The sequence below is a fragment of the Streptomyces sp. NPDC096079 genome (assembly GCF_040303145.1).
In the GTDB taxonomy this organism is placed as follows: domain Bacteria; phylum Actinomycetota; class Actinomycetes; order Streptomycetales; family Streptomycetaceae; genus Streptomyces.
Window position 1 is genome coordinate 530,155 of the sequence record NZ_JBEOST010000003.1, and the last position, 24,182, is coordinate 554,336.

Consider the following 24,182-nt stretch of genomic DNA (forward strand, 5'->3'; position numbering starts at 1 on the left):
TCTGTACCGGTTCGTCTCCCTATGATCCGTCCCCATGTACCCCACATCTCTCGCCGCGGCGGTGCTCACGAGCGGGAACAGGACGATCGTGGTCGTCGTCGCGGCCATCGCCCTCGCCGCGCTGGTCGTCGCCCGGCTCTTCGTCCGCCAGGTGCTCGCGGCCGGTGAGGGCACCGAGAGGATGAAGGAGATCGCCGCCGCCGTGCAGGAGGGCGCCAACGCCTACCTCGCGCGGCAGCTGCGCACCCTCGCCGTCTTCGCGGCCGCCGTGTTCTTCCTGCTGATGCTGCTGCCCGCGGACAACTGGTCGCAGCGTGCCGGGCGTTCCCTGTTCTTCCTGGTCGGGGCGCTCTTCTCGGCGGTCACCGGCTACATCGGCATGCGGCTCGCCGTACGGGCCAACGTGCGGGTCGCGGCCGCGGCCAGGGAGGCCACCCCGGCGCCGGGGGAGCCCGAGAAGGACCTGAACGAGGTCGCCCACCGGGCCATGCGGATCGCTTTCCGCACCGGCGGGGTCGTCGGCATGTGCACGGTCGGTCTCGGGTTGCTCGGGGCCGCCTGCGTCGTGCTCGTCTACGCCGCCGACGCGCCCAAGGTGCTGGAGGGATTCGGACTCGGCGCCGCGCTCATCGCGATGTTCATGAGGGTGGGCGGTGGGATCTTCACCAAGGCCGCCGACGTCGGCGCCGACCTCGTCGGCAAGGTCGAGCAGGGCATCCCCGAGGACGACCCGCGCAACGCCGCCACCATCGCCGACAACGTCGGGGACAACGTCGGCGACTGCGCCGGCATGGCGGCCGACCTCTTCGAGTCGTACGCCGTGACCCTGGTGGCGGCGCTCATCCTGGGCAAGGCGGCCTTCGGCGACCACGGGCTCGCGTTCCCCCTGATGGTCCCGGCGATCGGCGTGATGACCGCCGTGATCGGCATCCTCACCGTCGCCCCGCGCCGCGCCGACCGCGGCGGGATGAGCGCCATCAACCGCGGGTTCCTGGTCTCGGCGGTGATCTCGCTGGCGCTCGTCGCGGTCGCCGCCTTCGCCTATCTGCCGTCCACGTACGCCGAGCTCGAAGGCGTCACCGAGCCGGGCATCCGCGAGCACGGCGGCGATCCGCGGGTCCTCGCGCTTGTCGCGGTCGCCCTCGGCATCGTCCTCGCCGCGCTCATCCAGCAGCTGACCGGCTACTTCACGGAGACGAGCCGGCGGCCGGTCAGGGACATCGGCAAGTCCTCCCTCACCGGCCCCGCGACCGTCGTCCTCGCGGGCGTGGCGCTCGGCATGGAGTCCGCCGTCTACACGGCCCTGCTGATCGGGCTGACCGTCTACGGGGCGTTCCTGCTCGGCGGCGCCTCGATCATGCTGGCGCTGTTCGCGGTGGCCCTGGCCGGGACGGGGCTGCTGACCACCGTCGGCGTCATCGTCGCGATGGACACCTTCGGTCCGGTCGCCGACAACGCGCAGGGCATCGCGGAGATGTCCGGGGACGTCACGGGGGCGGGCGCGCGGGTCCTCACCGACCTCGACGCCGTCGGCAACACCACGAAGGCCATCACCAAGGGCATCGCGATCGCCACCGCCGTCCTCGCGGCCTCGGCGCTGTTCGGCTCGTACCGGGACGCGATCGCGACCTCCGTCGCCGACGTCGGGGAGTTCGGGGTGAAGGCGGGCGAGCTGACGCTCTCCATGGACATCTCGCAGCCCAACAACCTGTTCGGGCTGATCCTCGGCGCCGCGGTCGTCTTCCTCTTCTCCGGGCTCGCGATCAACGCCGTGTCCCGCTCGGCCGGATCGGTGGTCTACGAGGTGCGGCGGCAGTTCCGCGAGCACCCCGGGATCATGGGGTTCACCGAGAAGCCGGAGTACGGGCGGGTCGTCGACATCTGCACCAAGGACGCGCTGCGGGAACTCACCACGCCCGGGCTGCTCGCCGTGATGGCCCCGATCGCGGTCGGCTTCGCGCTCGGTGTGGGCCCGCTCGGCGCGTACCTCGCCGGCGCGATCGGCACGGGCGCGCTGATGGCGGTCTTCCTCGCCAACTCCGGTGGCGCCTGGGACAACGCGAAGAAGCTGGTCGAGGACGGGAACCACGGCGGCAAGGGCAGCGAGGCGCACGAGGCGACCGTCATCGGGGACACGGTCGGCGACCCGTTCAAGGACACGGCGGGCCCGGCGATCAACCCGCTCCTGAAGGTGATGAACCTGGTCGCGCTGCTCATCGCGCCGGCGGTCGTACGGTTCAGCTACGGCGACGACGAGAGTCCCGGTCTGCGGGCGGCGGTCGCGGCGGTCGCGCTGCTCGTGGTGGTCGGTGCGGTCAGGGCGTCCAAGAGGCGTTCGGTGGCGGTGTCCTGACGTGATGTCCGTGTCTGATCCGACGTGGTGTCCGTCTCATTCCCGGGTGTTTCCGTGTCGTTCGGGTCGCACATAGCTTGGTTCAAAAGGTTGCAATGTGGGACGAATTCATCGCACGAAAGGTGGAAGTAGCCCGTTCGGCGTGTATGTTCCGGGGCCGAGAGCCTTGGAAGGGACCGATCCGTTGAACAAGAAGCTTGCGGCCGCACTGTCCGGCGGCGCGGTACTGGTGCTCGCGCTGTCCGGTTGCAGCGACGACGAGGGCGACAAGGTGGGTGACTGGGCCAAGACGTTCTGCGACCAGGCCAAGCCCCAGATCCAGAAGCGGGCCGACGCCCACCAGATCATCATCTCGACCGCCGCCGACAGCAAGCCGGCCGAGATCCAGGCCGCCGACTCGAAGGCGTTCCAGGACATCGCGAACGCCGACCGCGCGCTCGCCAAGGCCGTCGAGGCCGCGGGCGCCCCGCCCGTCGAGAACGGCGAGAAGGTCCAGCAGGACGCGATCAAGGAGCTCAACGCCACCGCCGTGGCCTACGAGGGGCTCAAGAGGCAGGTCGACGCGCTGGACCCGACGAACCAGCAGAAGTTCGCGGACGGTCTCCAGGGCGTCGCCGACGGTCTGACCAAGATCGAGAAGATGGACCAGAACGCCCTGTCCAAGCTGGAGGAGGGCGAGCTGGGCCAGGCGATGGCCAAGCAGCCCGGCTGCCAGAAGCCCACGGCCTCGGTCCCGCCGAAGACCACCGCCTCCCCGCAGCCCGGAACCACCTCGGACGCGGACTCGGACGCGGATTCCGGTTCCTCGAAGCCGAGCAAGAAGCCGTCCGCCACGGCGACCAAGAAGTCCGCGTCCCCCAAGACCGGGGAGTAGACCCGAGAGACCGGGGAGTAGACCCGAGAGACCGGGGAGCAGACCGGAGAGACCGGGGAGTAGCCCCGAGAGACCGGGGAATGGACCCGAGGCCGATCGGCCCGGCGGTGGCGGTGATCCGCCGCATCCGCCGGGTCGGCGGCCCGGATGTCGGTGGCGGCCGTCACAATGGAGCGGTGAGTACGACCAGCCTGCCCCCCCGCCTCCCGGTGCCCGCGCACGCCGCCCGTCTGCGCGAGGCGCTGCTCGCCGCCGACTTCACCGCCGACGGCCTGCTCGACCTGCTCGGCGCCCCGGCCTACGCGGCGCTCGCCCGCAGCGAGACCGTGCCCGCCCTGCGCGCCACCCGCGGCGACTCCCCGCTGGAGACCCTCGTCCGGCTCTTCCTGCTCCAGGAGCCCGTCACGGCCGACCGGGCCGCCGCCGCGCTGCCGCTCGACGAGGCCCTCGCCGACGGCTGGGCGGTCCGCGAGGACGGCACCGTCCTCGCCACGGTCGACGTCCGGCCGTACGGCGGACCGGACGGCGAGGACTGGTTCATCGTCTCGGACCTGGGCTGCGCCGTCGGCGGCGCGGGCGGCATCGGGAAGAAGGACGAAGGGGTCGTCCTGGGCGTCGGCGGCGCCTCCACCACCCTCGCCGGCATCACGATCCGTACGCCGGTCTCCTCGGCGCTCGACCTGGGCACCGGTTCCGGCATCCAGGCGCTGCACGCCGCCCAGCACTCCACCCTGGTCACCGCCACCGACCTCAACCCGCGCGCCCTGGACTTCACCCGGCTCACCCTCGCCCTCTCCGGGGCCCGCGAGGCCGAGCTGCTGACCGGCTCGCTGTTCGAGCCCGTCGACGGCGACACGTACGACCTGATCGTCTCCAACCCGCCGTTCGTGATCTCTCCCGGCGCCGGACTCACTTACCGGGACGGCGGGATGAGCGGCGACGACCTGTGCCGCACGCTCGTGCAGCAGGCCGGGGAGCGGCTCAACGACGGCGGGTACGCGCAGTTCCTCGCCAACTGGCGGCACGTCGAGGGCGAGGAGTGGCAGGAGCGGCTGCGGTCCTGGGTGCCGCGCGGCTGCGACGCCTGGATCGTGCAGCGGGAGGTCCAGGACATCACGCAGTACACGGAGCTGTGGCTGCGCGACAGCGGCGACCACCGCGGCGACCCGGACGCCTACCGGGCGGCGTACGACCGCTGGCTCGACGAGTTCGAGGCCGGCAAGACCCGCGCGGTGGGCTTCGGCTGGATCACGATCCGGCGGAACGACGCGGTGGCCTCGGGGGCGGTCGAGCCCTCGATCGTCGTCGAGGAGTGGCCGCACCCCGTCGAGCAGCCGCTCGGCCCCACCGTCCGCGCCCACTTCGAGCGCCAGGACTACCTGCGCGGCCACGACGACGCCGCGCTCCTCGCCGACCGGTTCACCCTCGCGCCCGAGGTGGTGCAGGAGCAGGTCGGGCTGCCCGGCGCCGAGGACCCGGAGCACGTGGTGCTCCGGCAGAACCGGGGGATGCGCCGCGCCACCAGGGTCGACCACGTCGGCGCGGGGTTCGCCGGGGTGTGCGACGGGACGCTCAGCGCGGGCCGCATCCTCGACGCGATCGGGCAGCTGATGGGTGAGGACCCGGTCGTCCTGCGGGACCGCACCCCGCAGGCGATCCGGCTGCTCGTCGAGGAGGGCTTCCTGCTGCCCGTCACCGAGTCCGCGACGGACGAGGCCGCGGGCGGGCCGTCCGCGGCCGGCGGGAGCGGTGCTTGATACGGATCGAGCTGGACGAGGCCTCGCTCGGGGCGACCCGGATCGCGATCAGTCCGCTGCGCGACGCGTTCTGCGCGATGCACCTCGCGCTGCCGCACCGCCACCCCTCCTGGCCCTACCAGGAGTGGGTGGGGCAGGCGCGCGAGGTGTGGCGCGAGGACGACCGGCTCCGCCCGCTGTGGGACCTGTTCGCCGAGGGGCGGTGCGACGTCTCCGACTTCCTGCTGCCCCGGCCGTTCGGCACGGTCCACGTCCACGAGGAGCTGGCCGCGCTGCGGGCCACCGACCCGGAGTTCGTCCGCGCCCAGGTGGCCGAGTGCTATCCCGGCATGACCGGTGCGCCGTTCGTCCAGCCCTATCTGAAGGACCCGGAGGCCGCCTGCGCGGCGCTCGCCGACGCGTACGCCGCCTATTGGGAGGGCGCGATCGAGCCGTACTGGCCGACGATGCGCCGGCTCGTCGAGGACGAAGTGCTCGTCCGGGCCAGGACGTTCGCTACGGAGGGCGTCGACGCGCTGTTCGCGGGCCTGGAGACGCGGGCCCGGTGGCAGCCGCCCGTGCTCGAACTGACCAAGCACATCGACGCGGAGTACGCGCCGGGCGAGCGGCGCCTCGTCCTCGTGCCGCTGGTCTTCGCGGAGGGCTGCCGGCTCTACTCGACCGACGACCCCGAGGTCTTCGCGGTCAGCTTCCAGGCCCGGGGAGCCGCCGCCCTGCGCGAACCGGCCGAGCCCGTCGCCGACGACCGGCTCGGGCTGATGCTCGGCCGGGGCCGGGCGGCGGTCCTGCGCGAGCTGGGCGGGCCGCTGACCACGGCGGGCCTCGCCGACCGGCTGGGCCTCGCGCCCAGTACGGTCTCCGAGCACCTGTCGGTCCTCGCGGAGGCGGGTGTCGTGACCCGGCACCGGGTGGGGCGTTCGGTGTACTACCAGCTGACGGACACGGGCCGTTCGCTGCTCGCGCTGCTCGTCGGGGAGGACGTGCTCACGGCGGTGGCCTGAGGCCCGCGGCCGAGGACGATTCGGGGCCTCCCGAATCGATGGCCCGGGCCGCCCCGCGGCTCCTACCGTCCGGCGCATGCTCGCAATCGAGGCGGACGCGCTGCGCCGCACCTACACCAGCAGGACCGGGTGGCCGAGGTCCCGGCGGACCGAGACCGAGGCCGTGCGCGGGGTCACCTTCGAGGTGGCGCCGGGGGAGCTGTTCGGCCTGCTCGGGCCCAACGGCGCCGGGAAGACCACCACCATCAAGATGCTCAACACCCTGCTCCTGCCGACCTCCGGCGCGGCGCGGGTGTGCGGTCACGACGTGGCCCGCGACCCCGTCGCCGTGCGCCGCAGGATCGGGTACGTGTTCGGTGGCGACCGGGGCCTGTACGACCGGCTCTCCGCCCTCGACAACCTCCGCTACTTCGCCGAGCTGTACGGCGTCCCCGCCCGCGAGCAGAAGCGGCGCATCGCCGAACTCCTCGACCTCGTCGGCCTGGTGGGGCGGGAGAGGGAGCGCGTCGAGGGGTACTCGCGCGGCATGCGGCAGCGCCTCCACATCGCCCGCGGGCTGCTGCACCGCCCCGACGTCCTCTTCCTCGACGAACCGTCCATCGGCGTCGACCCCGTCGCCGCCCGCGATCTGCGCCGCACGGTCGCCGACCTGGCCGCCGCCGGCACCACCGTCCTCCTCACCACCCACTACATGGCCGAGGCCGACGAGCTCTGCGACCGGATCGCCGTCATCGCGGGCGGCCGGATCCGCGCCCTCGGCACCCCCGAGAGCCTCAAGTCGCGGGTCGGGGACCGGGACGTCCTCGACATCGAGGCGTACGGGGCGGGCGAGGAGGTCCTCGACCGGGTGCGGCGGGTCCCCGGGGTGCGGGGGGTGTCCGCCGAGGACCGGGGCGCGGTGCAGTCCCTGAGCGTGCAGACGGACCGGGGCGCGGAGCTGCACGCGCCGGTCCTGGCCGCGCTCGACGGCGTGCGGATCGGACGGGTCGTCAGCCGTGAACCCTCGCTGGAGGACGCCTACATCGCGATCGTGGAGGAGGCGACGGACGGCCGGCCGACGGCGTCCGCCGAACCGGACGGGGTGCCCGCGTGATCCGCGTCCTGCGCCTGATCGGGGTCGGGGTCCGCACCCACGTCTCGTACATGTCGCGCTCCCCGATCGAGATCACCTTCGCCGTCCTCGTCCCGCTCGTCTACGCGACCCTCGCCGTCTACCTGTTCCGGGCCGCCGGTGACCCGGACCGGCTGCTCACCGCCTCCGTCGGGGCCGGACTCATGGGCATCTGGGGCTCGGTGCTCTTCGGTTCGGGCGGAGCGGTGCAGAACCAGCGCTGGCTCGGCACCCTGGAGACCCTGGTCGCCGCGCCGACCCCGCTCGCGCTCGTGCTGCTCCCGATCACCCTCGCGACGGCCGTCATCGGCACGTACGCGATGGGCGCGACCGTCCTGTGGGGCGTACTGCTCTTCGACGTGCCGCTCGACTTCGCACACCCGCTGCTCTTCCTCGTCGCCGTCCCGGTGTGCGTCCTCGCGCTCGGCATGATGGGGCTCCTCCTTGCCGCGACGTTCGTCCTGCTGCGCAACGCCAACGCCCTGGCCAACCCGCTCGACACGCCCGTCTGGCTGCTGTCCGGGCTGCTCGTGCCCGTCTCCGTGCTGCCCGCCTGGACCCACCCGGTCTCCTGGGCGCTGCCCACGACCTGGGGCGCGCGGGCCGTGCACGCGGCGACCTCCGGCGGGGACGTCGTCCCCCCACTGCTCGCCGCCGTCGCGCTCGGCGCCGCGTACGCCCTCGCCGCCGTCCTCGTCCTCGGCCGGGTGGAGCGCCGGGCCCGCGCCGCCGCCACCCTCGCCCTCGCCTGAAAGGCTCCGTCGGATGTTCCGCTTCCGGTGCCGACTCCTCGGCTTCCGCTTCCAGGCCTCCGCCCGGCTGCTCGTGGTCGGCGGCGCCCTCTCGTACCGCGCCCTCTTCAACTGGACCAGCCCGCCGATGTTCATCGGAACACTGCTGGTCGGACCGCTTCTCCAGGTCTTCTTCTTCGTCTTCCTCAGCCGGGAACTGGGCATCGCCGACGATCGTTTCCCTCTCGTGGGCAACGCCGTCCTCGCAGCTTCCGCCTCCTGCGTGTACGGCGGCACGATGGCCGTCGCCAACGAGCGCCGGTACGGCACCCTCGGGGCCGTCCTGCTCTCGCCCCGGCGGCGGGTCCCGCTCTGGCTCGGGCGAGCCCTCCCGTACGTCCTCAACGGGCTGTTCGTCAGCGCCTTCGTGCTCACCGCCGCCGCGCTCGTCCTCGGGCTGCCCGTGCCCGCCGGGGCGCTGCCCGGCCTCGGACTGGTGCTGCTCGTCGCGGCGGGTGCCTGTGCGGCGTTCGGGCTCGCGCTCGGGGCCCTCGGGCTGCGCTTCCGGGACGTGTTCCTCGTGTCGAACGTGGCGAGTTCCGGGCTGCTGCTCCTGACCGGCGCCGCCGTGCCCCGGGAGACGCTGCCCGCGGGGATGCGGGCCGTCGGCGAGCTGCTGCCGCTCACGCACGCGACGGACGCGGCGCGTCGGCTGACCGCCGGCGGGGGCCTGGACCTGGGGCTGCTCGGCGCCGAACTGGCGGCCGGCGTGGGCTGGGGGCTGCTCGCCGTCGTCCTCCTCGCCGTCTTCGAGCGGGGGAGCAGGCGGCGCGCCACGCTCGACACCCTGTGACCGGCGCGTCCGCATGTGACGGAAGAGAAGGGAGGGGATGAGGAGTGGGTCACTACCGGCCATCTTCGTGAAACCGCCCGATGTGGTCCGCTCCGTTCACCCGGAGTTCGTGCCCACGATGCCCGGGGGTGTCAGCCTCGGCCGCGAGGGGCGAACACCGCACGGGGACGGAACGGGGTACGGGCATGGAGAGCGGGCCGGCGATCTTCGCGGGAGCGGCGTTCACGCTGTTCGGAGGCGCGCTGCTGCTGTGGACCGCCGTGCGGACACTGCACCGTGAGCCCGTGGCGCACGGGGTCGCCCCCCGCACCGCGGTGGCGCTGACGAGCCTCTCAGGCGCCGCCTTCCTGGCCCTCGGCCTCTGGTGCTTCGCCCGGCTCTGATCCCTCCGGCCCACCCCGCGCTCCCCGCCCGCGACCCCGTCGGTGACGGCACCCGGGGGGACGCCCGCCCCGCCGGACCGGGAGTCCGGGCGGCAGGAATGCCAGGACTCGGGTTACCGTTCGAGTGGCCGTTGCGGGCTTTCGCCGTTTGACACGGGGGCGGGTTGTACCGTCACACTCCGCAGCGACGGGAGCGTCACCGTCCGTGCCGCTGTCGTACGTGCCAGTGCCGTACGTGCCAGAGAGTGTCGATCCGGAGAGAAGAGCGAAGTTGTCCCCGACCAGCGAGACCGCACACGGCGGCCGCCGACTCGTCATCGTCGAGTCGCCTGCCAAGGCGAAGACGATCAAGGGCTACCTCGGCCCCGGCTACGTCGTCGAGGCGAGCGTCGGGCACATCCGTGACCTCCCCTCCGGCGCCGCCGAGGTGCCGGAGAAGTACACCGGCGAGGTGCGCCGCCTCGGGGTCGACGTCGAGCACGACTTCCAGCCGATCTACGTCGTCAACGCCGACAAGAAGGCGCAGGTCAGGAAGCTCAAGGAGCTCCTCGCCGAGTCCGACGAACTCTTCCTCGCCACCGATGAGGACCGCGAGGGCGAGGCCATCGCGTGGCACCTCCAGGAAGTCCTGAAGCCCAAGGTCCCGGTCCACCGGATGGTCTTCCACGAGATCACCAAGGACGCGATCCGCGAGGCCGTCGCCAACCCGCGCGAGCTGAACCAGCGCATGGTCGACGCCCAGGAGACCCGCCGCATCCTCGACCGGCTCTACGGCTACGAGGTCTCGCCGGTCCTGTGGAAGAAGGTCATGCCGCGCCTCTCGGCCGGCCGTGTCCAGTCCGTCGCCACCCGCCTCGTCGTCGAGCGGGAGCGCGAGCGCATCGCCTTCCGCTCCGCCGAGTACTGGGACCTCACCGGCACCTTCGGCACCGGCCGCTCCGGTGACGCCTCCGACCCGTCCTCGCTGGTCGCGCGCCTCGCCACGGTCGACGGCAAGCGCGTCGCGCAGGGCCGTGACTTCGGCGCCGACGGCCGGCTGAAGACCGAGAGCGTGCTCCACCTGAACGAGGAGAACGCGCGGGCGCTCGCCGCCGCGCTCGCCGAGACGTCGTTCTCGGTGCGCTCGGTCGAGTCGAAGCCGTACCGCCGCTCGCCGTACGCCCCCTTCCGGACCACCACCCTCCAGCAGGAGGCGAGCCGCAAGCTGGGCTTCGGTGCGAAGGCGACCATGCAGGTGGCGCAGAAGCTGTACGAGAACGGCTTCATCACCTACATGCGTACGGACTCCACGACCCTCTCCGACACCGCCGTCACGGCGGCCCGGGCGCAGGTCACGCAGCTGTACGGCGCCGACTACCTGCCGGAGAAGCCGCGCGTCTACGCGGGCAAGGTCAAGAACGCGCAGGAGGCGCACGAGGCGATCCGGCCTTCGGGTGATCGTTTCCGCACTCCGGCGGAGACCGGCCTCACCGGCGACCAGTTCAAGCTGTACGAGCTGATCTGGAAGCGGACCGTCGCCTCCCAGATGAAGGACGCGACGGGCAACTCGGTCACCGTGAAGATCGGCGGCACGGCCGCCGACGGCCGTGACGCCGAGTTCAGCGCCTCCGGCAAGACGATCACCTTCCACGGCTTCATGAAGGCGTACGTGGAGGGGGCCGACGACCCGAACGCGGAGCTCGACGACCGCGAGCGGCGCCTCCCGCAGGTCGCCCAGGGCGACCCGCTGAGCGCCGAGGAGATCACGGCGGACGGCCACGCCACCAAGCCGCCGGCCCGCTACACCGAGGCCTCGCTGGTCAAGGAGCTGGAAGAGCGCGAGATCGGCCGCCCGTCGACGTACGCCTCGATCATCGGCACCATCCTCGACCGCGGCTACGTCTTCAAGAAGGGCACGGCGCTCGTCCCGTCCTTCCTGAGCTTCGCCGTCGTCAACCTCCTGGAGAAGCACTTCGGGCGGCTCGTCGACTACGACTTCACCGCCAAGATGGAGGACGACCTCGACCGCATCGCACGCGGCGAGGCCCAGTCCGTGCCGTGGCTGAAGCGTTTCTACTTCGGTGAGGGCGAGTCCGGCGGAACGGGCGGCGCGGCGGACGCCGGGAACGGCGACGGCGACCACCTCGGCGGCCTCAAGGAACTCGTCACCGACCTCGGCGCGATCGACGCGCGCGAGATCTCCTCCTTCCCCGTCGGCAACGACATCGTGCTCCGCGTCGGCCGCTACGGCCCCTACGTCGAGCGCGGCGAGAAGGAGCAGGAGGGCCACCAGCGGGCCGACGTCCCCGAAGACCTCGCGCCCGACGAGCTGACCGTCGAGCTCGCCGAGGAGCTGCTCGCCAAGCCGAGCGGAGACTTCGAGCTGGGCACCGACCCGGTCAGCGGCCACCAGATCGTCGCCAAGGACGGCCGCTACGGCCCGTACGTCACCGAGATCCTGCCCGAGGGCACCCCGAAGACCGGCAAGAACGCGGTGAAGCCGCGCACGGCCTCCCTCTTCAAGTCGATGGCCCTCGACACCGTCACCCTGGAGGACGCGCTCCGGCTGATGTCCCTGCCCCGGGTCGTCGGCGCCGACGCCGAGGGCGTCGAGATCACCGCGCAGAACGGCCGCTACGGCCCGTACCTGAAGAAGGGCACGGACTCGCGGTCGCTGACGGACGAGGAGCAGCTCTTCACCATCACGCTCGACGAGGCCCTCGCGATCTACGCCCAGCCGAAGCAGCGGGGCCGGGCCGCGGCCAAGCCCCCGCTGAAGGAGCTGGGCACCGACCCGGTCAGCGAGAAGCCCGTGGTCGTCAAGGACGGGCGGTTCGGCCCGTACGTGACGGACGGCGAGACCAACGCCACCCTGCGCACCGGCGACAGCGTGGAGACGATCACGCCGGAGCGCGGCTACGAGCTGCTCGCCGAGAAGCGGGCCAAGGGACCGGCGAAGAAGGCCGCCAAGAAGGCCCCGGCGAAGAAGACCGCGGCGAAGAAGACGGCCACCAAGACGGCGGCGAAGAAGACCACGGCCACGGCGAAGAAGACCGCCGCGAAGAAGACGACGACGGCCAAGACGGCCACGGCGAAGAAGACCGCCGCCAAGAAGACGGCGGCGGCCAAGCCGGAGTAGGACCCGAAGCGGTGTCGTGGGAGGGCGGGAGCGGTGCTCCCGCCCTCCCACGTTTGTTCGGGCGCGGCCGCCGGGAGCAGGGCCGTCCGGATAGGGTGGACGGATGACGCGAGCAGAGCAGCCAGACCGCCTCGGCGAATCCGACGCCGCACTCGTCGCGGATTCCCGGGAGCGTGCCGTACGGGCCCTCTTGCGCCATCAGCCGCTGCGCCGGCTGTGGAGCGCCCAGCTGGTCGGCAGCACCGGTGACGCCCTCGCCCTCCTCGTCCTCGTCCTCCTCGGCCTGCAGGCCGCGGTCGCCGAGGGCGCGCTCGGAGGCGGCTACCGGGGAGCCGCGCTCGCCGTGGCCACCGTCGTCGGCGCCCGCCTGCTGGCCTCGGTCCTCTTCGGGGCCGTCCTCCTCGGACCGCTGACCGCCCTCACCGGGCCGTCCGGTCCGCTCGACCGGCGCTGGACCATGATCGGCGCCGACGGGGTGCGGATCGCGCTGCTCGTCATCGCCCCGCTGTGGATCGACTGGACCCCCGGCAGCGCCCTCTGGTACCTGCTCGGCACCGTCTTCGTCACCGGCGCGGCCGAGCGCCTGTGGACCATCGGCCGCGAGGGCGCCGCCCCCGCGCTGCTGCCCGCGCCGCCCGTGGAGGGCGCCGCCGTGCGCCCGCTGCCCGACCACCTCGGCGCACTGCGCCGGCTGTCCCTGCGCACCGGCTTCCTCGCCGTTCCCGCCGCGGCCGCCGTCCTGCTCGTCGCCACCCTCGTCGGCAACCTGCTGGGCGCCGGGATCGACTGGTTCACGCTGCACCAGGCCGCCCTCGGCTCGTACGTCGCCGCCGGGCTGTTCGCCGCGTCCGTCACCGTCCTGTACGCGATGGCCCTGCCCGGCGGGGAGACGCCCCGGCCCCGCTCGCCCCTGGAAGGCCTGCGCCGCCCGACGGCCGGGAAGACCGGCTCCGACGAGGGCAAGGGCCGCACCGGCGCCCTGCCGCTCCTCGTCCTCGCCACCGCGACCGTCGCCGGGGCCATCGCCGCCGCCGCGTCCGTCGCCGTGCTCCACGCCTACGACCTGGGCGGCGGCCCCGTCACGTACGCCCTCCTGATCCTGGCGCTCAGCGGCGGCACCGCCGTCGGCATCCGCACCGCCGGCTCCGTCCTGCCCGTCCTGTCCCGGCGCCGGCTTCTCGCCCTCGCGATCGCCGTCACCGGCGTCGCCCTGATCGCGATGGGCCTGGTCCCGGACACGGCCACCGTGCTGTTCCTCGCCGTCCTCGCCGGATACGCGGCCGGGGTCGCCGCGAACACCGGCCACACCCTGATCGACCAGGAGACCGAGGAGCCCCGCCGGGCCCGCACCACCGAGCACCTCCAGGCCACCGCCCGCGTCGCCATGGGCCTCGGCGCGCTCGCCGCCCCGCTGCTCGCCGCCGCCATCGGGCCGCACCGGCTCGCCTCCGGGGAGTTCGTCTTCGCGCACGGCGGCGCCGCCTTCACGCTCGCCCTCGTCGGCGCGCTCCTGCTCCCGGTCGCCGCACTGATCCTCGCGAAGACCGACGACCGGGCGGGCGTCCCGCTCCGCCGCGACCTGCGCGACGCGCTGCGCGGCTCCGACCCGGTCCAGGCGCCCTCCCCGACCGGCTTCTTCATCGCCCTGGAGGGCGGCGACGGCGCCGGGAAGTCCACGCAGGTCCAGGCGCTCGCCGAGTGGATCCGCGCCAAGGGCCACGAGGTCGTCGTCACCCGCGAACCGGGCGCCACCCCGATCGGCAAGCGGCTCCGCTCGATCCTCCTCGACGTGTCGTCGGCGGGGCTCTCGAACCGCGCCGAGGCCCTGCTGTACGCGGCCGACCGCGCCGAGCACGTCGACTCCCTGGTCCGCCCGGCCCTGGAGCGGGGCGCGATCGTCCTCTCCGACCGGTACATCGACTCGTCCGTGGCCTACCAGGGCGCGGGCCGCGACCTGTCCCCGACCGAGATCGCCCGCATCTCGCGCTGGGCCACCGACGGCCTCGTGCCGCACCTGACCGTGGTCCTCGACGTCTCCCCGGAGACCGCGAGGGAACGGTTCACCGAGGCGCCCGACCGGCTGGAGTCCGAGCCGCCGGAGTTCCACGCGCGCGTACGGGCCGGTTTCCTCGCCCTCGCCGCCGCCGACCCCGGCCGCTACCTCGTCGTCGACGCCGGCCAGGAGCCGGACGCCGTCACCACCGTCGTACGCCACCGGCTCGACCGGATGCTGCCGCTCTCCGAGGCCGAGGTGAAGGCCGCGGAGGAGGCCCGCCGGAAGGCCGAGGAGGAGGCCCGACGCCTCGCCGAGGAAGAGGCCGCCCGCAAGGCCGAGGAGGAGCGCCTGGAGCGCGAGCGCCAGGAGCAGCTCGCCCGGCTCCGTGCCGAGGAGGAGGAGCGCAAGCGCCGCGAGGAGGAGGAAGCGCGCCGTCTGGAGGCCGAGCGGCAGGCGGAGGAGGCCCGCCGCCGGGCCGAGGAGGCGCGCATCGCCGCCGAGGAGGAGGCGCGTCGCCGCGAGGCCGAGGAGAAGGCCCGCCGCGAGGAGGAGGAGCGGCTCCGCAAGGAGGCCGAGGAGGAGGCCCGGCTGCGCGCCGAGGCCGAGGAGCGCCGCCTGGAGAAGCAGCGCAAGGCCGAGGAGGCCCTGCTCCGCGCCGAGGAGGCCCGCCGGATGGCGGAGGCCGCCGCGGCCGCGAAGGCCGCGGAGGAGGCAGCCGCCAAGGCCGCCGCGGAGAAGGTCGCCGCCGAGGCCGTCGCGAAGGCGGCGGCGGAGCGGGCGGCCGCCGAGCGCGCCGCGGCGGAGATCGCCGCCGCCCAGCGTGCCGAGACGGCGAAGGCGGCCCGTGAGAAGGCCGCCCGGGAGCGGGAGGCCGCGGAGAAGGCCGCCGCCGAGCGGACGGCTGCCGCCGAGCGCGCGGCCGCCGCGCGTGCTTCCGCGGAGCGGGCCGCTGCCGAGGCCGCCGCCGCCGAGCGGGCTTCCTCCGGACGGGCCGGCGCCGCGGGTGCCGCTCGCTCGGCCGAGGTGTCGCCGAACGAGGTCACCGTCGCGACCCCGGTCGTGAAGCCCGACGCGCCGACCGTGTCGCCGGACGAGATCACCGTCGAGACGCCGGTCGTGAAGCCCGGGAATGCGGCGGCCGGGAGGCCCGACGAGGTCACGGTCGAGACGCCGGTCGTGAAGCCCGGGACCGCGCGGGCCGGGAAGCCCCAGGCGGCTCCGGCCGAGAGGCCCGAGGCGGAGACCGCCGTCCTGCCGCAGATCCGCGACCCGCGGGACGCCGACGAGACCGCCGTGCTGCCCCCCGTACGGGATCACCGGGGCTCCGACCCCGCCGACCGGGTGCCGCAGGGCATCTTCCGCGACGAGGCGGGCGGGCGGAACGAGCGCAGCGAGCCGCAGGGCGCGAACGACCGGACCCGTGAGCTGCCCCAGCTCGACGAGAACGGCCGTCCCCGCCGCCGCTCCGACTGGGCCGAGGAGACCCCGCTCGACGACCTGCCGACCCTCGCGGACGAGCTGTTCGGCCCGCACGAGGACGACGGCCGCCGCCGCTGAGGCACGCGGGGGGTGGAGCTGGCTCCACCCCCACTCCGGAAGCCAGCCCCATACCGTCGTGACCTGCGGCTTTCTAACGTTGCAGCCATGACGACGACAGCAGTGACGGAGAACGGCGCCGCCCTCGCCCTGGACGGGGTGACCCGCGCGTACGGAGGCGGGGCGCCCGCGCTCGACGGGGTCGACCTGGTCGTGCCCCGCGGGCGGTTCCTGGCCGTGATGGGCCGGTCCGGCTCCGGCAAGTCCACCCTGCTGCGCTGCGCGGCCGGACTCGAACGGCCGACGGCCGGGCGGGTACGGATCGGCGGCACCGACCTCGCCACGCTCAAGGCCGCCGGCCTGACCCGGCTCCGGCGCGACCGGATCGGCTTCGTGTTCCAGTCCCTCAACCTCGTCTCCGCCCTGAACGTCCGGGAGAACGTCACCCTGCCGCTGCTCCTCGCCGGGGCCCGCGAGGGCCGTGCGCTCGACGCCCGCGCCCTCGCCGGTCTCGACGCCGTGGGGCTCGCCGACCGGGCCGAGGACCGGCCCGAGAGCCTCTCCGGCGGCCAGCGGCAGCGGGTGGCGATCGCCCGCGCCCTGGTCAACGAACCCGAGGTGGTCTTCGCCGACGAGCCGACCGCCGCCCTCGACCCCGTCACGGCGGCCGGGGTCCTCGCCCTGCTGCGGCGCGCGGTCGACGAGCGGGGGCGCACGGTCGTCCTCGTCACCCACGACCCGGTCGCCGCCACCTGGACGGACGAGGCCGTGTTCCTGGACCGGGGCCGGATCACCGCGCGTCTCGACCGCCCGGACGAGAAGGGCGTGCGGGAGGCGCTCGGGGCCGGCGTCGAGAGCGGCGGCGGGGGGAGCGGCCGATCCGGGAGCCGCCGCGTCGAGGGCCGTGGCATCGAGAGCCGTCTAGGCGTGCACGGCCTCGTCGAGAGCCGTCGGGTCGGGGCCTGGGTGCCGGCGGGTTCGGCGGTGGCGCGGTGAGCCGGATCGGGAATCCGGCCGTGCGGCTGCTCGCCGCCCGGTCGCTGCGGGCCCACCGCAAGGCGTGGGCCGCCGTGTTCGCGGCCGTCGCCGTCACCACCGCGCTGCTCGGCGCACTCGCCCTGGCGCTCGGCTCCGCCGGACTCGGCCACGCGCGCGTGGAGCGGTACGCCGCCGCGTCCGTCGTCGTCGCCGGTGACCATGAGGTCCGCTGGACAGCCAGGCCCTGGGGCAGCGAGCCGCAGACCGAGACGGCGGGCCTCACCGAGCGGGTACGGGTCCCCGCGAGGGCCGTCGACGTCCTGCGGGCCGTCCCCGGCGTCCGTGCGGCGGTGCCGGACGACGTCTTCGTCGTACGGGAGGAGGCCGAAGGCCCCGCCGGCACGCGCGCGTACCCCGGGCGTTCCTGGGAGGCGGCCCGGCTCGCCCCGTACCGGCTGACCGACGGGCGGGAGCCCCGGCAGGACGGGGAGACCGTCGCGGGGGCCGGCCTCGGCGCCCGCGTCGGGGACACCCTGGCCGGCCGGAAGGTCGTCGGTGTCGCCGACGGCCCTGGAGCGCTGTACGTCACGGCGGGCGAGGCGCGGCGGCTCGCCGGGCACCCCGGCTCCGTCGACGCCGTCGGGGTCCTCGCCGAGCCCGGCGTCCCCGTCGACACCCTCCACGCGCGCGTACGGGCCGCCCTCGACGACGCCGGGATCGAGGACACCGCCGCGGGGCAGCCGCTGCGGGCCCTCACCGGGAACGGCCGGGGCGCGGCGGAGCACCTCGGCGCGCCGCCCGCGCGGACGGAGCTCCTCCAGCTCCTCGCCGCCGTCTCCGGGACCGTCGTCCTGGTCGCCGTCCTCGTCCTCGCCTCGCTCGTCGCGCAGGCCCTCGGGCAGCGCGCCGCCGAACGGGAGCTGCTGCTGTCCGTCGGCGCGTCGCCCCGTCAGGTGCGGGCCGCCGCGGGGCGGGAGGTGACCCGGGTGGCGGGTGCGGCGGCACTGCTCGGCGCGCTCGTGTCCGTACCGGCGTTCCTGGTGCTGTGGTCGGCGCTGCGGGCCCGTACCGGAGTCGTACCCGAGGGCCTCGAACTGCCCTCTCCGCCCTGGCTGTTCGCAGGCGTGTCCCTCGTCGCCGCCCTCGTGGTGGGCCTCACCCGGCTCGTGGTCCTGCTCGCGGCCCGCCGCCCGGGACGCCCGGGGAAGGGCGGCGCGCGCCGGGTCGCCGGCCTGGTGCTGCTCGTCCTCGGCGCGGGCTCCGCCGGTGCGGCCACGGTCCAGGGCGGCAACGCGGCCGCCACCGCCGCCGGCGCGGCCACGGTGACGCTGGTCGCCGGGTGCGCGCTGCTCGGGCCGTGGATCGCGGGGGCCGCGATGGCGGTCCTGGACCGGCCGATCCGGTGGCTCGGCGGCCCGTCGGGACGGATCACGGCCGCCGGGGCCGCCGCCCACTCGCGCCGGCTCGGGGCCGCGCTCGTCCCCGTCGTCCTCGTCACCTCCTTCGCGCTGGTCCAGCTCTCGGCGGGCGCCACCATGGAGCGGTCCGCGGCGGCTCAGGCACGGGCCGCGACCACCGCCGACCTCGCGTTCACCGGCACGACGGCGGAACGGGTGCGCAAGCTTCCCGGGGTCGAGACGGCCACGGACGTGCTGCGTTCGTCGGTGGTCCTGGCCCGCACGGAGGCGGGCACGCCGCGCCTCGACCGGCTCCCGGTCCTCGGCGTGGACGCCGACGGCCTCGCGGGCACGCTCGACCCGGGCGTCGTCGCCGGAGACCTCGCGGGCCTCGGCCGGGCGGGCACGGTCGCGGTCGGCGCGACCATGGCCGAGTCCCTTGAGGTGAAGCCCGGTTCGACGGTGGAGCTGCGGCTCGGCGACGGGACACCGAGGCGCCTCACGGTCGTCGCGGTGTACGAACGGTCGCTCGCCCTCGGCGAGTTCCTGCTGCCCAAGGCCGAACTGGCCCCGCACATGAGCGATCCGTACCCCGCGCGCGTACTGGCGGCCGGAGCCGGGGGCGCCTCGCCCGTCGCCCCCGAGGCGGTGACGGCCCCCGGGGCCGAACTGAACGGGATCGTGTCCGCCGGGATCGTCGCCGCGATCGGCGGGCTCACCGTCCTCTCGGTGCTGAGCACCCTGGCCCTGATCGGTGCCGGGCGGCGCGGCGAGCTGGAACTCCTGCGCCAGGTCGGCGCATCGGCGGGTCAGCTGCGCCGGATGCTCGGCCTGGAGGCCGGGTTCCTCACCGCGACGGGCCTCCTCGTCGGGCTCGTGGTGGGCGCGCTGCCGCTGACCGCCTTCGCCTGGGCCCTCACCGGCGGACTGCCCTACCTGCCGCCCGCGCAGGCCGGCGCGATCGCGGGCGTCGTCCTGGTCACCGTGGTGGCGGGGGTGTTCCTCCCGGTCGCCCAGAAGGGGCTCACGCGTTGAGGTAGGCCAGCACGGCGAGGACCCGGCGGTGGCCGCCGCTGTCGGTCGGCGGCAGGCCCAGCTTCAGGAAGACGTTCCCGATGTGCTTGTGCACGGCCCGCTCGGTGACCACCATCGAGCGGGCGATCGTGCCGTTGTCATGACCCTGGGCCATCAGTGCGAGGACCTCGCGCTCGCGGGGCGTGAGCGAGTCCAGCGGGTCGTCGCGGCGGCGGGCCATCAGCTCGGTGACGACCTCCGGGTCCAGGGCCGTACCGCCGGACGCGACCCGTTCCAGGGCGTCCAGGAACTCGTCCACCCGGCCCACCCGGTCCTTCAGGAGATAGCCGACCCCCCGCGCGCCGCCGCCCAGGAGCTCGGCCGCGTACGTCTCCTCCACGTACTGGGAGAGCACCAGCACCGGCAGCTCCGGGAGCTGTTCGCGGGCCGCGAGCGCCGCCCGCAGGCCCTCGTCGCGGAAGGCGGGCGGCAGCCGCACGTCGAGGACGGCCACGTCCGGCCGGTGCTCCAGGAGCAGCGGCAGGATCTCGGGGCCGGTGGCCGCGACCCCTGCGATCTCGTGACCGGACGAGGTCAGCAGCAGCACCAGGCCCTCCCTCAGGAGGGCGTTGTCCTCGGCGATCACCACACGCACGGAAGCTCCACTTCGATCACGGTCGGGCCCCCCGCGGGGCTGGTCAGTCGTACGGTTCCGTCGAGCGCGGCGACCCGCCGCCGCATGCCCGTCAGGCCGGAGCCGGCGCTCTCGCCCGCCTCGGCCCCGCCGCGGCCCTCGTCCCGCACGCGCACGCGGAGAGCGGCCGTTTCACGGGACAGGGAGACGGAGGCGCGGGCCGCCCCGCTGTGCTTGGCCGCGTTCGTGAGCGCCTCGGCGACCACGAAGTACGCGGCGGCCTCGACGGCGGCCGGGGCGCGCGGGCCTTCCCGCGCCTGGTCGGCGAGGCCGTCCACCGCGACCGCCGCCTCCAGGCCGCTGCTCGCGGCGAGGGCCCGCACCGCTCCGGTCAGGCCCCGGTCGGTGAGGATCGGCGGGTGGATGCCGCGCACCACGTGCCGCAGTTCGGCCAGCGCCTCCTCCGCCTGCGCCTGGGCGTCGTCGAGGAGCTTGCGCGCGGTCGCGGGATCGGAGTCGTACGCCCTGCGCGCGAGACCGATCCGCATGGACAGCGCCACCAGGTGGGCCTGCGCCCCGTCGTGGAGGTCGCGCTCGATCCGGCGCAGCTCGGCGCCGTGCGCGGCGATCGCGCCCGCCCGAGTGGCCGTCAGCTGCTCGATCCGGGCGGCGAGGGCGGCGTCCCGGGCCGCCGACGGGGCCGGGGTGAGCAGCGCGCGCGACCACACCGCCCCCAGGCCGGCGAGCCGCCCGATGAGGGGCAGGGCCACCGGCGGGCGCCCCGCGAGCCCGGTGAGGACGCCGTCGACGAGCAGGGCGGGCGCCCACAGGATCAGCGACAGGTACCAGAGCAGCAGGCCGTACAGCAGCTGCGCGGCGGCCCAGAGCAGGTCCTGCCGGGTGCTCGGGTCGCCGACCGCGGTCCGCACGCGCGCGGGGAGGGGGCCTTCGAGCGGCAGGTACGCCTCGGGGACCGGCGTCCCCGTCCACGCGGCCGCACGGCGTCGCTCCCAGGCGGCGAGGCGGCGCAGCAGCAGCACGCTCTCGGGGAGCACACCGGCGCCGATGACCGTGAGGGTGAGGAGGCCGGTGAACAGGACGACGCCCGCCATCAGGTGGCACAGCAGCGAGACCGCGGCCCCGATCGTGAGGTGGAGCCACGCCCGGGCCGCCTGTCTGATCACCTCGCGCATGGAGTCAGGGTAGGCGGCGGTGGAAGCGGAGACGGTGGAGCGGGCTACACCCCCGCTCCGGGGGCGGGCAGGGCTGTGCGCGGACGCGGCGCGGACCAGGATCGAAGAGTCCCCGGGACCGCCCCGGGGAGACCCGCCCCGTCACCCACCCCCGGAGGCATCCCATGCGCGTCCTTCTCTGGCTGCTGCTCGCCGCGAGCGTCCTCGGCAACGTGTACGTCAGCACCTTCGCCGGCTGGAGCGGCACCCTCCAGCTCGTCGGGAGCCTGTGCAGCGGAACGCTCCTGCTCGGCTCGGCCGTCGGCCTGTGGCTGACCCGGCCCCACAGCGAGGGCTGACCGGGGTTGTCAGAGCGCTGCCCCACAATGGAGGACGTACCTGAGGAGGGGCAGACATGGCCGTATGGGACGACCTGGTCGGACAGACCCGGGTCGAGGAGCAGCTCGCCGCCGCCGCGCGCGACGCCGACGCCCTCGTGACCGCCCACGCCGCCGGAGCGCCGGCCCCCGAGGCCTCCAAGATGACCCACGCCTGGCTCTTCACCGGTCCTCCCGGGTCCGGCCGGGCGACCGCGGCGCGCGCCTTCGCCGCCGCGCTGCAGTGCGTGAGCCCCGACCGGGCGCTCGGCGGCGCCCCGGGCTGCGGCTTCTGCGACGGCTGCCACACCACCCTCGTCGGCACGCACGCGGACGTCGAGATCGTCCGTACGGACCTGCTGTCCATCGGCGTGAAGGAGACCCGCGACCTGGTCCGGCGCGCCCAGCTGTCCCCGGCGGGCGGACGCTGGCAGGTCATCGTCCTGGAGGACGCCGACCGCCTCACCGAGGGCGCGGGGAACGTGCTCCTGAAAGCCGTCGAGGAGCCCGCCCCGCGCACGGTCTGGCTGCTCTGCGCGCCGTCCCTGGAGGACGTGCTGCCCACGATCCGCTCCCGCTGCCGCCACCTGACCCTGCGCACCCCGTCCGTGGAGGCCGTCGCCGACGTGCTCGTGCGGCGCGACGGCATCGAGCCGGAGGCGGCGCAGGCCGCCGCGCGCGCGACCCAGGGGCACATCGACCGCGCCCGGCGGCTCGCCACCGACGAGCGGGCCCGCGCGCGCCGGTCGGTCGTCCTGAAGCTGCCGCTGCGGGTCGAGGACGTCGGCGGCTGCCTGAAGGCCGCGCAGGAGCTGGTCGACGCGGCCGCCGAGGACGCCAAGCAGGTCGCGGAGGAGATCGACGTCAAGGAGACCGAGGAGCTGAAGGCGGCCCTCGGCGCGGCGCAGGGCGGGCGGATGCCCCGCGGCACGGCCGGCGCGATGAAGGAGCTGGAGGACCGGCAGAAGCGGCGCAGGACACGCACCCAGCGCGACAGCCTGGACCTCGCGCTCACCGACCTGACCGGCTTCTACCGCGACGTCCTGGCGCTCCAGCTCCGCTCGTCCACGGCCCTGGCGAACACGGACGTGCGGGACGCCCTGGAGCGGATCGCCCGCGACAGCAGCCCGGAGCGCACCCTCCGCCGCATCGAGGCCGTCCTCGCCTGCCGCGAGGCCCTCGACCGGAACGTGGCGCCGCTGCTCGCCGTGGAGGCGATGACGATGGCCCTGCGGGGCTGAGCACGGTGTTCCGGCTCCGGGAAGCGATTGGACACGGTCCGTACCGGTCCGGATACGCTCCGGGGATGGATTCCAGGCGCTTGCTCCGTACGTCCGCCACGGCCCTCGCGGCCGCCGGGCTGATCCTCTCCGGCTGCTCGGGCGGAAGCGACGCCGCCGCGTCCCGGACGACCGCGCCGGCGCCCGCCGCCTCGTCCGGGGCGCCGAAGCTGAAGAAGTACTACGACCAGAAGCTGAAGTGGCGCGACTGCGGCGTCGAGGGCTTCCAGTGCGCGACCCTGCGCGCCCCGCTCGACTACGCGAAGCCGGACGGGGAGGAGGTCGAGCTCGCGGTCTCCCGGGTCCGTGCCACCGGCCCCGGGAAGCGCCTCGGCTCGCTCCTGGTCAACCCGGGCGGCCCCGGGGGCTCCGCCGTCGGCTACCTCCAGGGGTACGCGGGCATCGGCTACCCCGCGCCCGTCCGCGCCCGCTACGACATGGTGGCCGTCGACCCGCGCGGCGTCGCCCGCAGCGAGCCCGTGGAGTGTCTGACGGGCCCGCAGATGGACACGTACACGCAGGTCGACCAGACGCCCGACGACACGGCGGAGATCAACGCGCTCAGCGCGGCCTTCAAGGACTTCGCGGCCGGCTGCGCGAAGAAGTCGGGGCAGGTCCTGCCCCATGTCTCCACCGTGGAGACGGCCCGCGACATGGACATCCTGCGGGCGGTGCTCGGCGACGAGAAGCTCACCTACGTGGGGGCGTCGTACGGGACCTTCCTCGGCGCCACGTACGCCGAGTTGTTCCCCGAGCGGGTCGGCCGCCTCGTCCTCGACGGCGCGATGGACCCCTCGCTCCCGGCCCTCGACCTCAACCGCGACCAGACGGGCGGCTTCGAGACCGCCTTCCGCGCCTTCGCCGCCGACTGCGTGAGCAAGCCGGACTGCCCCCTGGGCACCGGGTCCGTCGCGGCGGCCGGCGAGGCGATGAAGAAGTTCTTCCGCGACGTGGACGCCAAGCCGGTGCCCACGGGCGAGAGCCGGGACCTGGGCGAGTCCCTCGCCACGACCGGTGTGATCGCCGCGATGTACGACGAGGGCGCCTGGCCCCAGCTGCGCGAGGCGCTCGCCCGGGCGATGGACGGCGACGGCTCGGGCCTCCTCACCCTGGCCGACAGCTACTACGAGCGCGAGCCGGACGGCACGTACGCCAACCTCATGTCCGCGAACGCCGCCGTGAACTGCCTGGACCTGCCGGCCGCCTACAAGAGCCCCGCCGACGCGCAGAAGGCCGTCCCGTCCTTCGAGAAGGCCTCCCCGGTCTTCGGCGCGGGCCTCGCCTGGGCCGCCCTCAACTGCACCTACTGGCCCACCCCGCCCACCGGCCGGCCGCACCGCATCACCGCGGAGGGCGCCGCGCCGATCCTCGTCGTCGGCACCACCCGCGACCCGGCGACCCCGTACCACTGGGCCCGGTCCCTCGCCGAGCAGCTCTCCTCGGGCACCCTGCTGACCTACGAGGGCGACGGCCACACGGCGTACGGCCGGGGCAGCGACTGCATCGACACGGCGATCAACACCTACCTCCTCGAAGGCACCCCGCCCACGGACGGAAAGCGCTGCTCGGGGGCCTGATCCGGGGGTGGTCGGAGCACCTCCGGAAACTGTGTAGACT

At 74.4% G+C, this 24,182-nt stretch carries 17 protein-coding genes; 15 read left to right on the forward strand and 2 right to left on the reverse strand.

Going from position 1 to position 24,182, the window contains the following annotated elements; translation table 11 throughout:
- The first annotated feature begins 34 nt into the window (after positions 1–34).
- The 12 genes from ABTY59_RS09880 to ABTY59_RS09935 all read left to right on the forward strand — a co-directional run bounded on the left by ABTY59_RS09880 (position 35) and on the right by ABTY59_RS09935 (position 19,123).
- A complete protein-coding gene (locus ABTY59_RS09880) occupies positions 35–2,353 on the forward strand; it encodes a sodium-translocating pyrophosphatase (RefSeq protein WP_352018374.1) in 2,319 nt (772 codons plus the stop codon).
- Positions 2,354–2,537: 184 nt separating this feature from the next.
- Positions 2,538–3,227 (forward strand): small secreted protein, encoded by a 690-nt coding sequence (locus tag ABTY59_RS09885; RefSeq protein ID WP_352018375.1) that lies wholly within the window; start codon positions 2,538–2,540, stop codon positions 3,225–3,227.
- A 176-nt stretch (positions 3,228–3,403) separates the two neighbouring features.
- Positions 3,404–4,984 (forward strand): DUF7059 domain-containing protein, encoded by a 1,581-nt coding sequence (locus ABTY59_RS09890; RefSeq protein ID WP_352018376.1) that lies wholly within the window; start codon positions 3,404–3,406, stop codon positions 4,982–4,984.
- On the forward strand, positions 4,981–5,985 hold the full coding sequence (locus ABTY59_RS09895; RefSeq protein ID WP_352018377.1) for an ArsR/SmtB family transcription factor: 1,005 nt from the start codon (positions 4,981–4,983) through the stop codon (positions 5,983–5,985). The genes ABTY59_RS09890 and ABTY59_RS09895 overlap by 4 nt, the downstream gene beginning before the upstream one ends.
- A gap of 76 nt (positions 5,986–6,061) precedes the next feature.
- Entirely contained in the window at positions 6,062–7,078 is a 1,017-nt protein-coding gene (locus ABTY59_RS09900; protein WP_352018378.1) for an ABC transporter ATP-binding protein, read from the forward strand.
- Positions 7,075–7,848 (forward strand): ABC transporter permease, encoded by a 774-nt coding sequence (locus tag ABTY59_RS09905; RefSeq protein WP_352018379.1) that lies wholly within the window; start codon positions 7,075–7,077, stop codon positions 7,846–7,848. The genes ABTY59_RS09900 and ABTY59_RS09905 overlap by 4 nt, the downstream gene beginning before the upstream one ends.
- A 13-nt stretch (positions 7,849–7,861) precedes the next feature.
- Positions 7,862–8,680, forward strand: a complete 819-nt coding sequence (locus ABTY59_RS09910; RefSeq protein WP_352018380.1) for an ABC transporter permease — start codon at positions 7,862–7,864, stop codon at positions 8,678–8,680.
- A 185-nt stretch (positions 8,681–8,865) separates the two neighbouring features.
- A complete protein-coding gene (locus ABTY59_RS09915) occupies positions 8,866–9,063 on the forward strand; it encodes a hypothetical protein (RefSeq protein WP_352018381.1) in 198 nt (65 codons plus the stop codon).
- A 271-nt stretch (positions 9,064–9,334) separates the two neighbouring features.
- Positions 9,335–12,181, forward strand: coding sequence for a type I DNA topoisomerase (gene topA / locus ABTY59_RS09920; RefSeq protein ID WP_352018382.1), 2,847 nt, complete (start codon positions 9,335–9,337; stop codon positions 12,179–12,181).
- A gap of 103 nt (positions 12,182–12,284) precedes the next feature.
- Positions 12,285–15,734 (forward strand): dTMP kinase, encoded by a 3,450-nt coding sequence (gene tmk / locus ABTY59_RS09925; RefSeq protein WP_352018383.1) that lies wholly within the window; start codon positions 12,285–12,287, stop codon positions 15,732–15,734.
- Positions 15,735–15,821: 87 nt separating this feature from the next.
- Entirely contained in the window at positions 15,822–16,709 is an 888-nt protein-coding gene (locus ABTY59_RS09930) for an ABC transporter ATP-binding protein (RefSeq protein ID WP_352018384.1), read from the forward strand.
- The gene (locus ABTY59_RS09935; protein ID WP_352018385.1) at positions 16,706–19,123 is read left to right on the forward strand and encodes an FtsX-like permease family protein; all 2,418 of its coding nucleotides are present in this window, start codon (positions 16,706–16,708) and stop codon (positions 19,121–19,123) included. Before ABTY59_RS09930 ends, ABTY59_RS09935 begins: the two co-directional genes overlap by 4 nt.
- Here the strand turns inward: ABTY59_RS09935 and ABTY59_RS09940 are convergent.
- Positions 19,113–19,757, reverse strand: a complete 645-nt coding sequence (locus ABTY59_RS09940) for a response regulator (RefSeq protein WP_352018386.1) — start codon at positions 19,755–19,757, stop codon at positions 19,113–19,115. The genes ABTY59_RS09935 and ABTY59_RS09940 overlap by 11 nt on opposite strands.
- A complete protein-coding gene (locus ABTY59_RS09945) occupies positions 19,745–20,929 on the reverse strand; it encodes a sensor histidine kinase (protein WP_352018387.1) in 1,185 nt (394 codons plus the stop codon). Before ABTY59_RS09945 ends, ABTY59_RS09940 begins: the two co-directional genes overlap by 13 nt.
- A 164-nt stretch (positions 20,930–21,093) precedes the next feature.
- On the opposite strand from ABTY59_RS09945, the gene ABTY59_RS09950 reads away from it, so the two are divergent.
- The 3 genes from ABTY59_RS09950 to ABTY59_RS09960 all read left to right on the forward strand — a co-directional run bounded on the left by ABTY59_RS09950 (position 21,094) and on the right by ABTY59_RS09960 (position 24,142).
- Positions 21,094–21,267, forward strand: coding sequence for a hypothetical protein (locus ABTY59_RS09950; RefSeq protein ID WP_352018388.1), 174 nt, complete (start codon positions 21,094–21,096; stop codon positions 21,265–21,267).
- Between the two features lie 56 nt (positions 21,268–21,323).
- Positions 21,324–22,526 carry a DNA polymerase III subunit delta' gene (locus ABTY59_RS09955; RefSeq protein WP_352018389.1) on the forward strand — a complete coding sequence of 401 codons (1,203 nt, stop codon included), beginning with the start codon at positions 21,324–21,326 and terminating at the stop codon, positions 22,524–22,526.
- Positions 22,527–22,591: 65 nt separating this feature from the next.
- Complete coding sequence (locus ABTY59_RS09960) at positions 22,592–24,142, forward strand: alpha/beta hydrolase (RefSeq protein WP_352018390.1); 1,551 nt, start codon at positions 22,592–22,594, stop codon at positions 24,140–24,142.
- Positions 24,143–24,182: the final 40 nt, after the last annotated feature.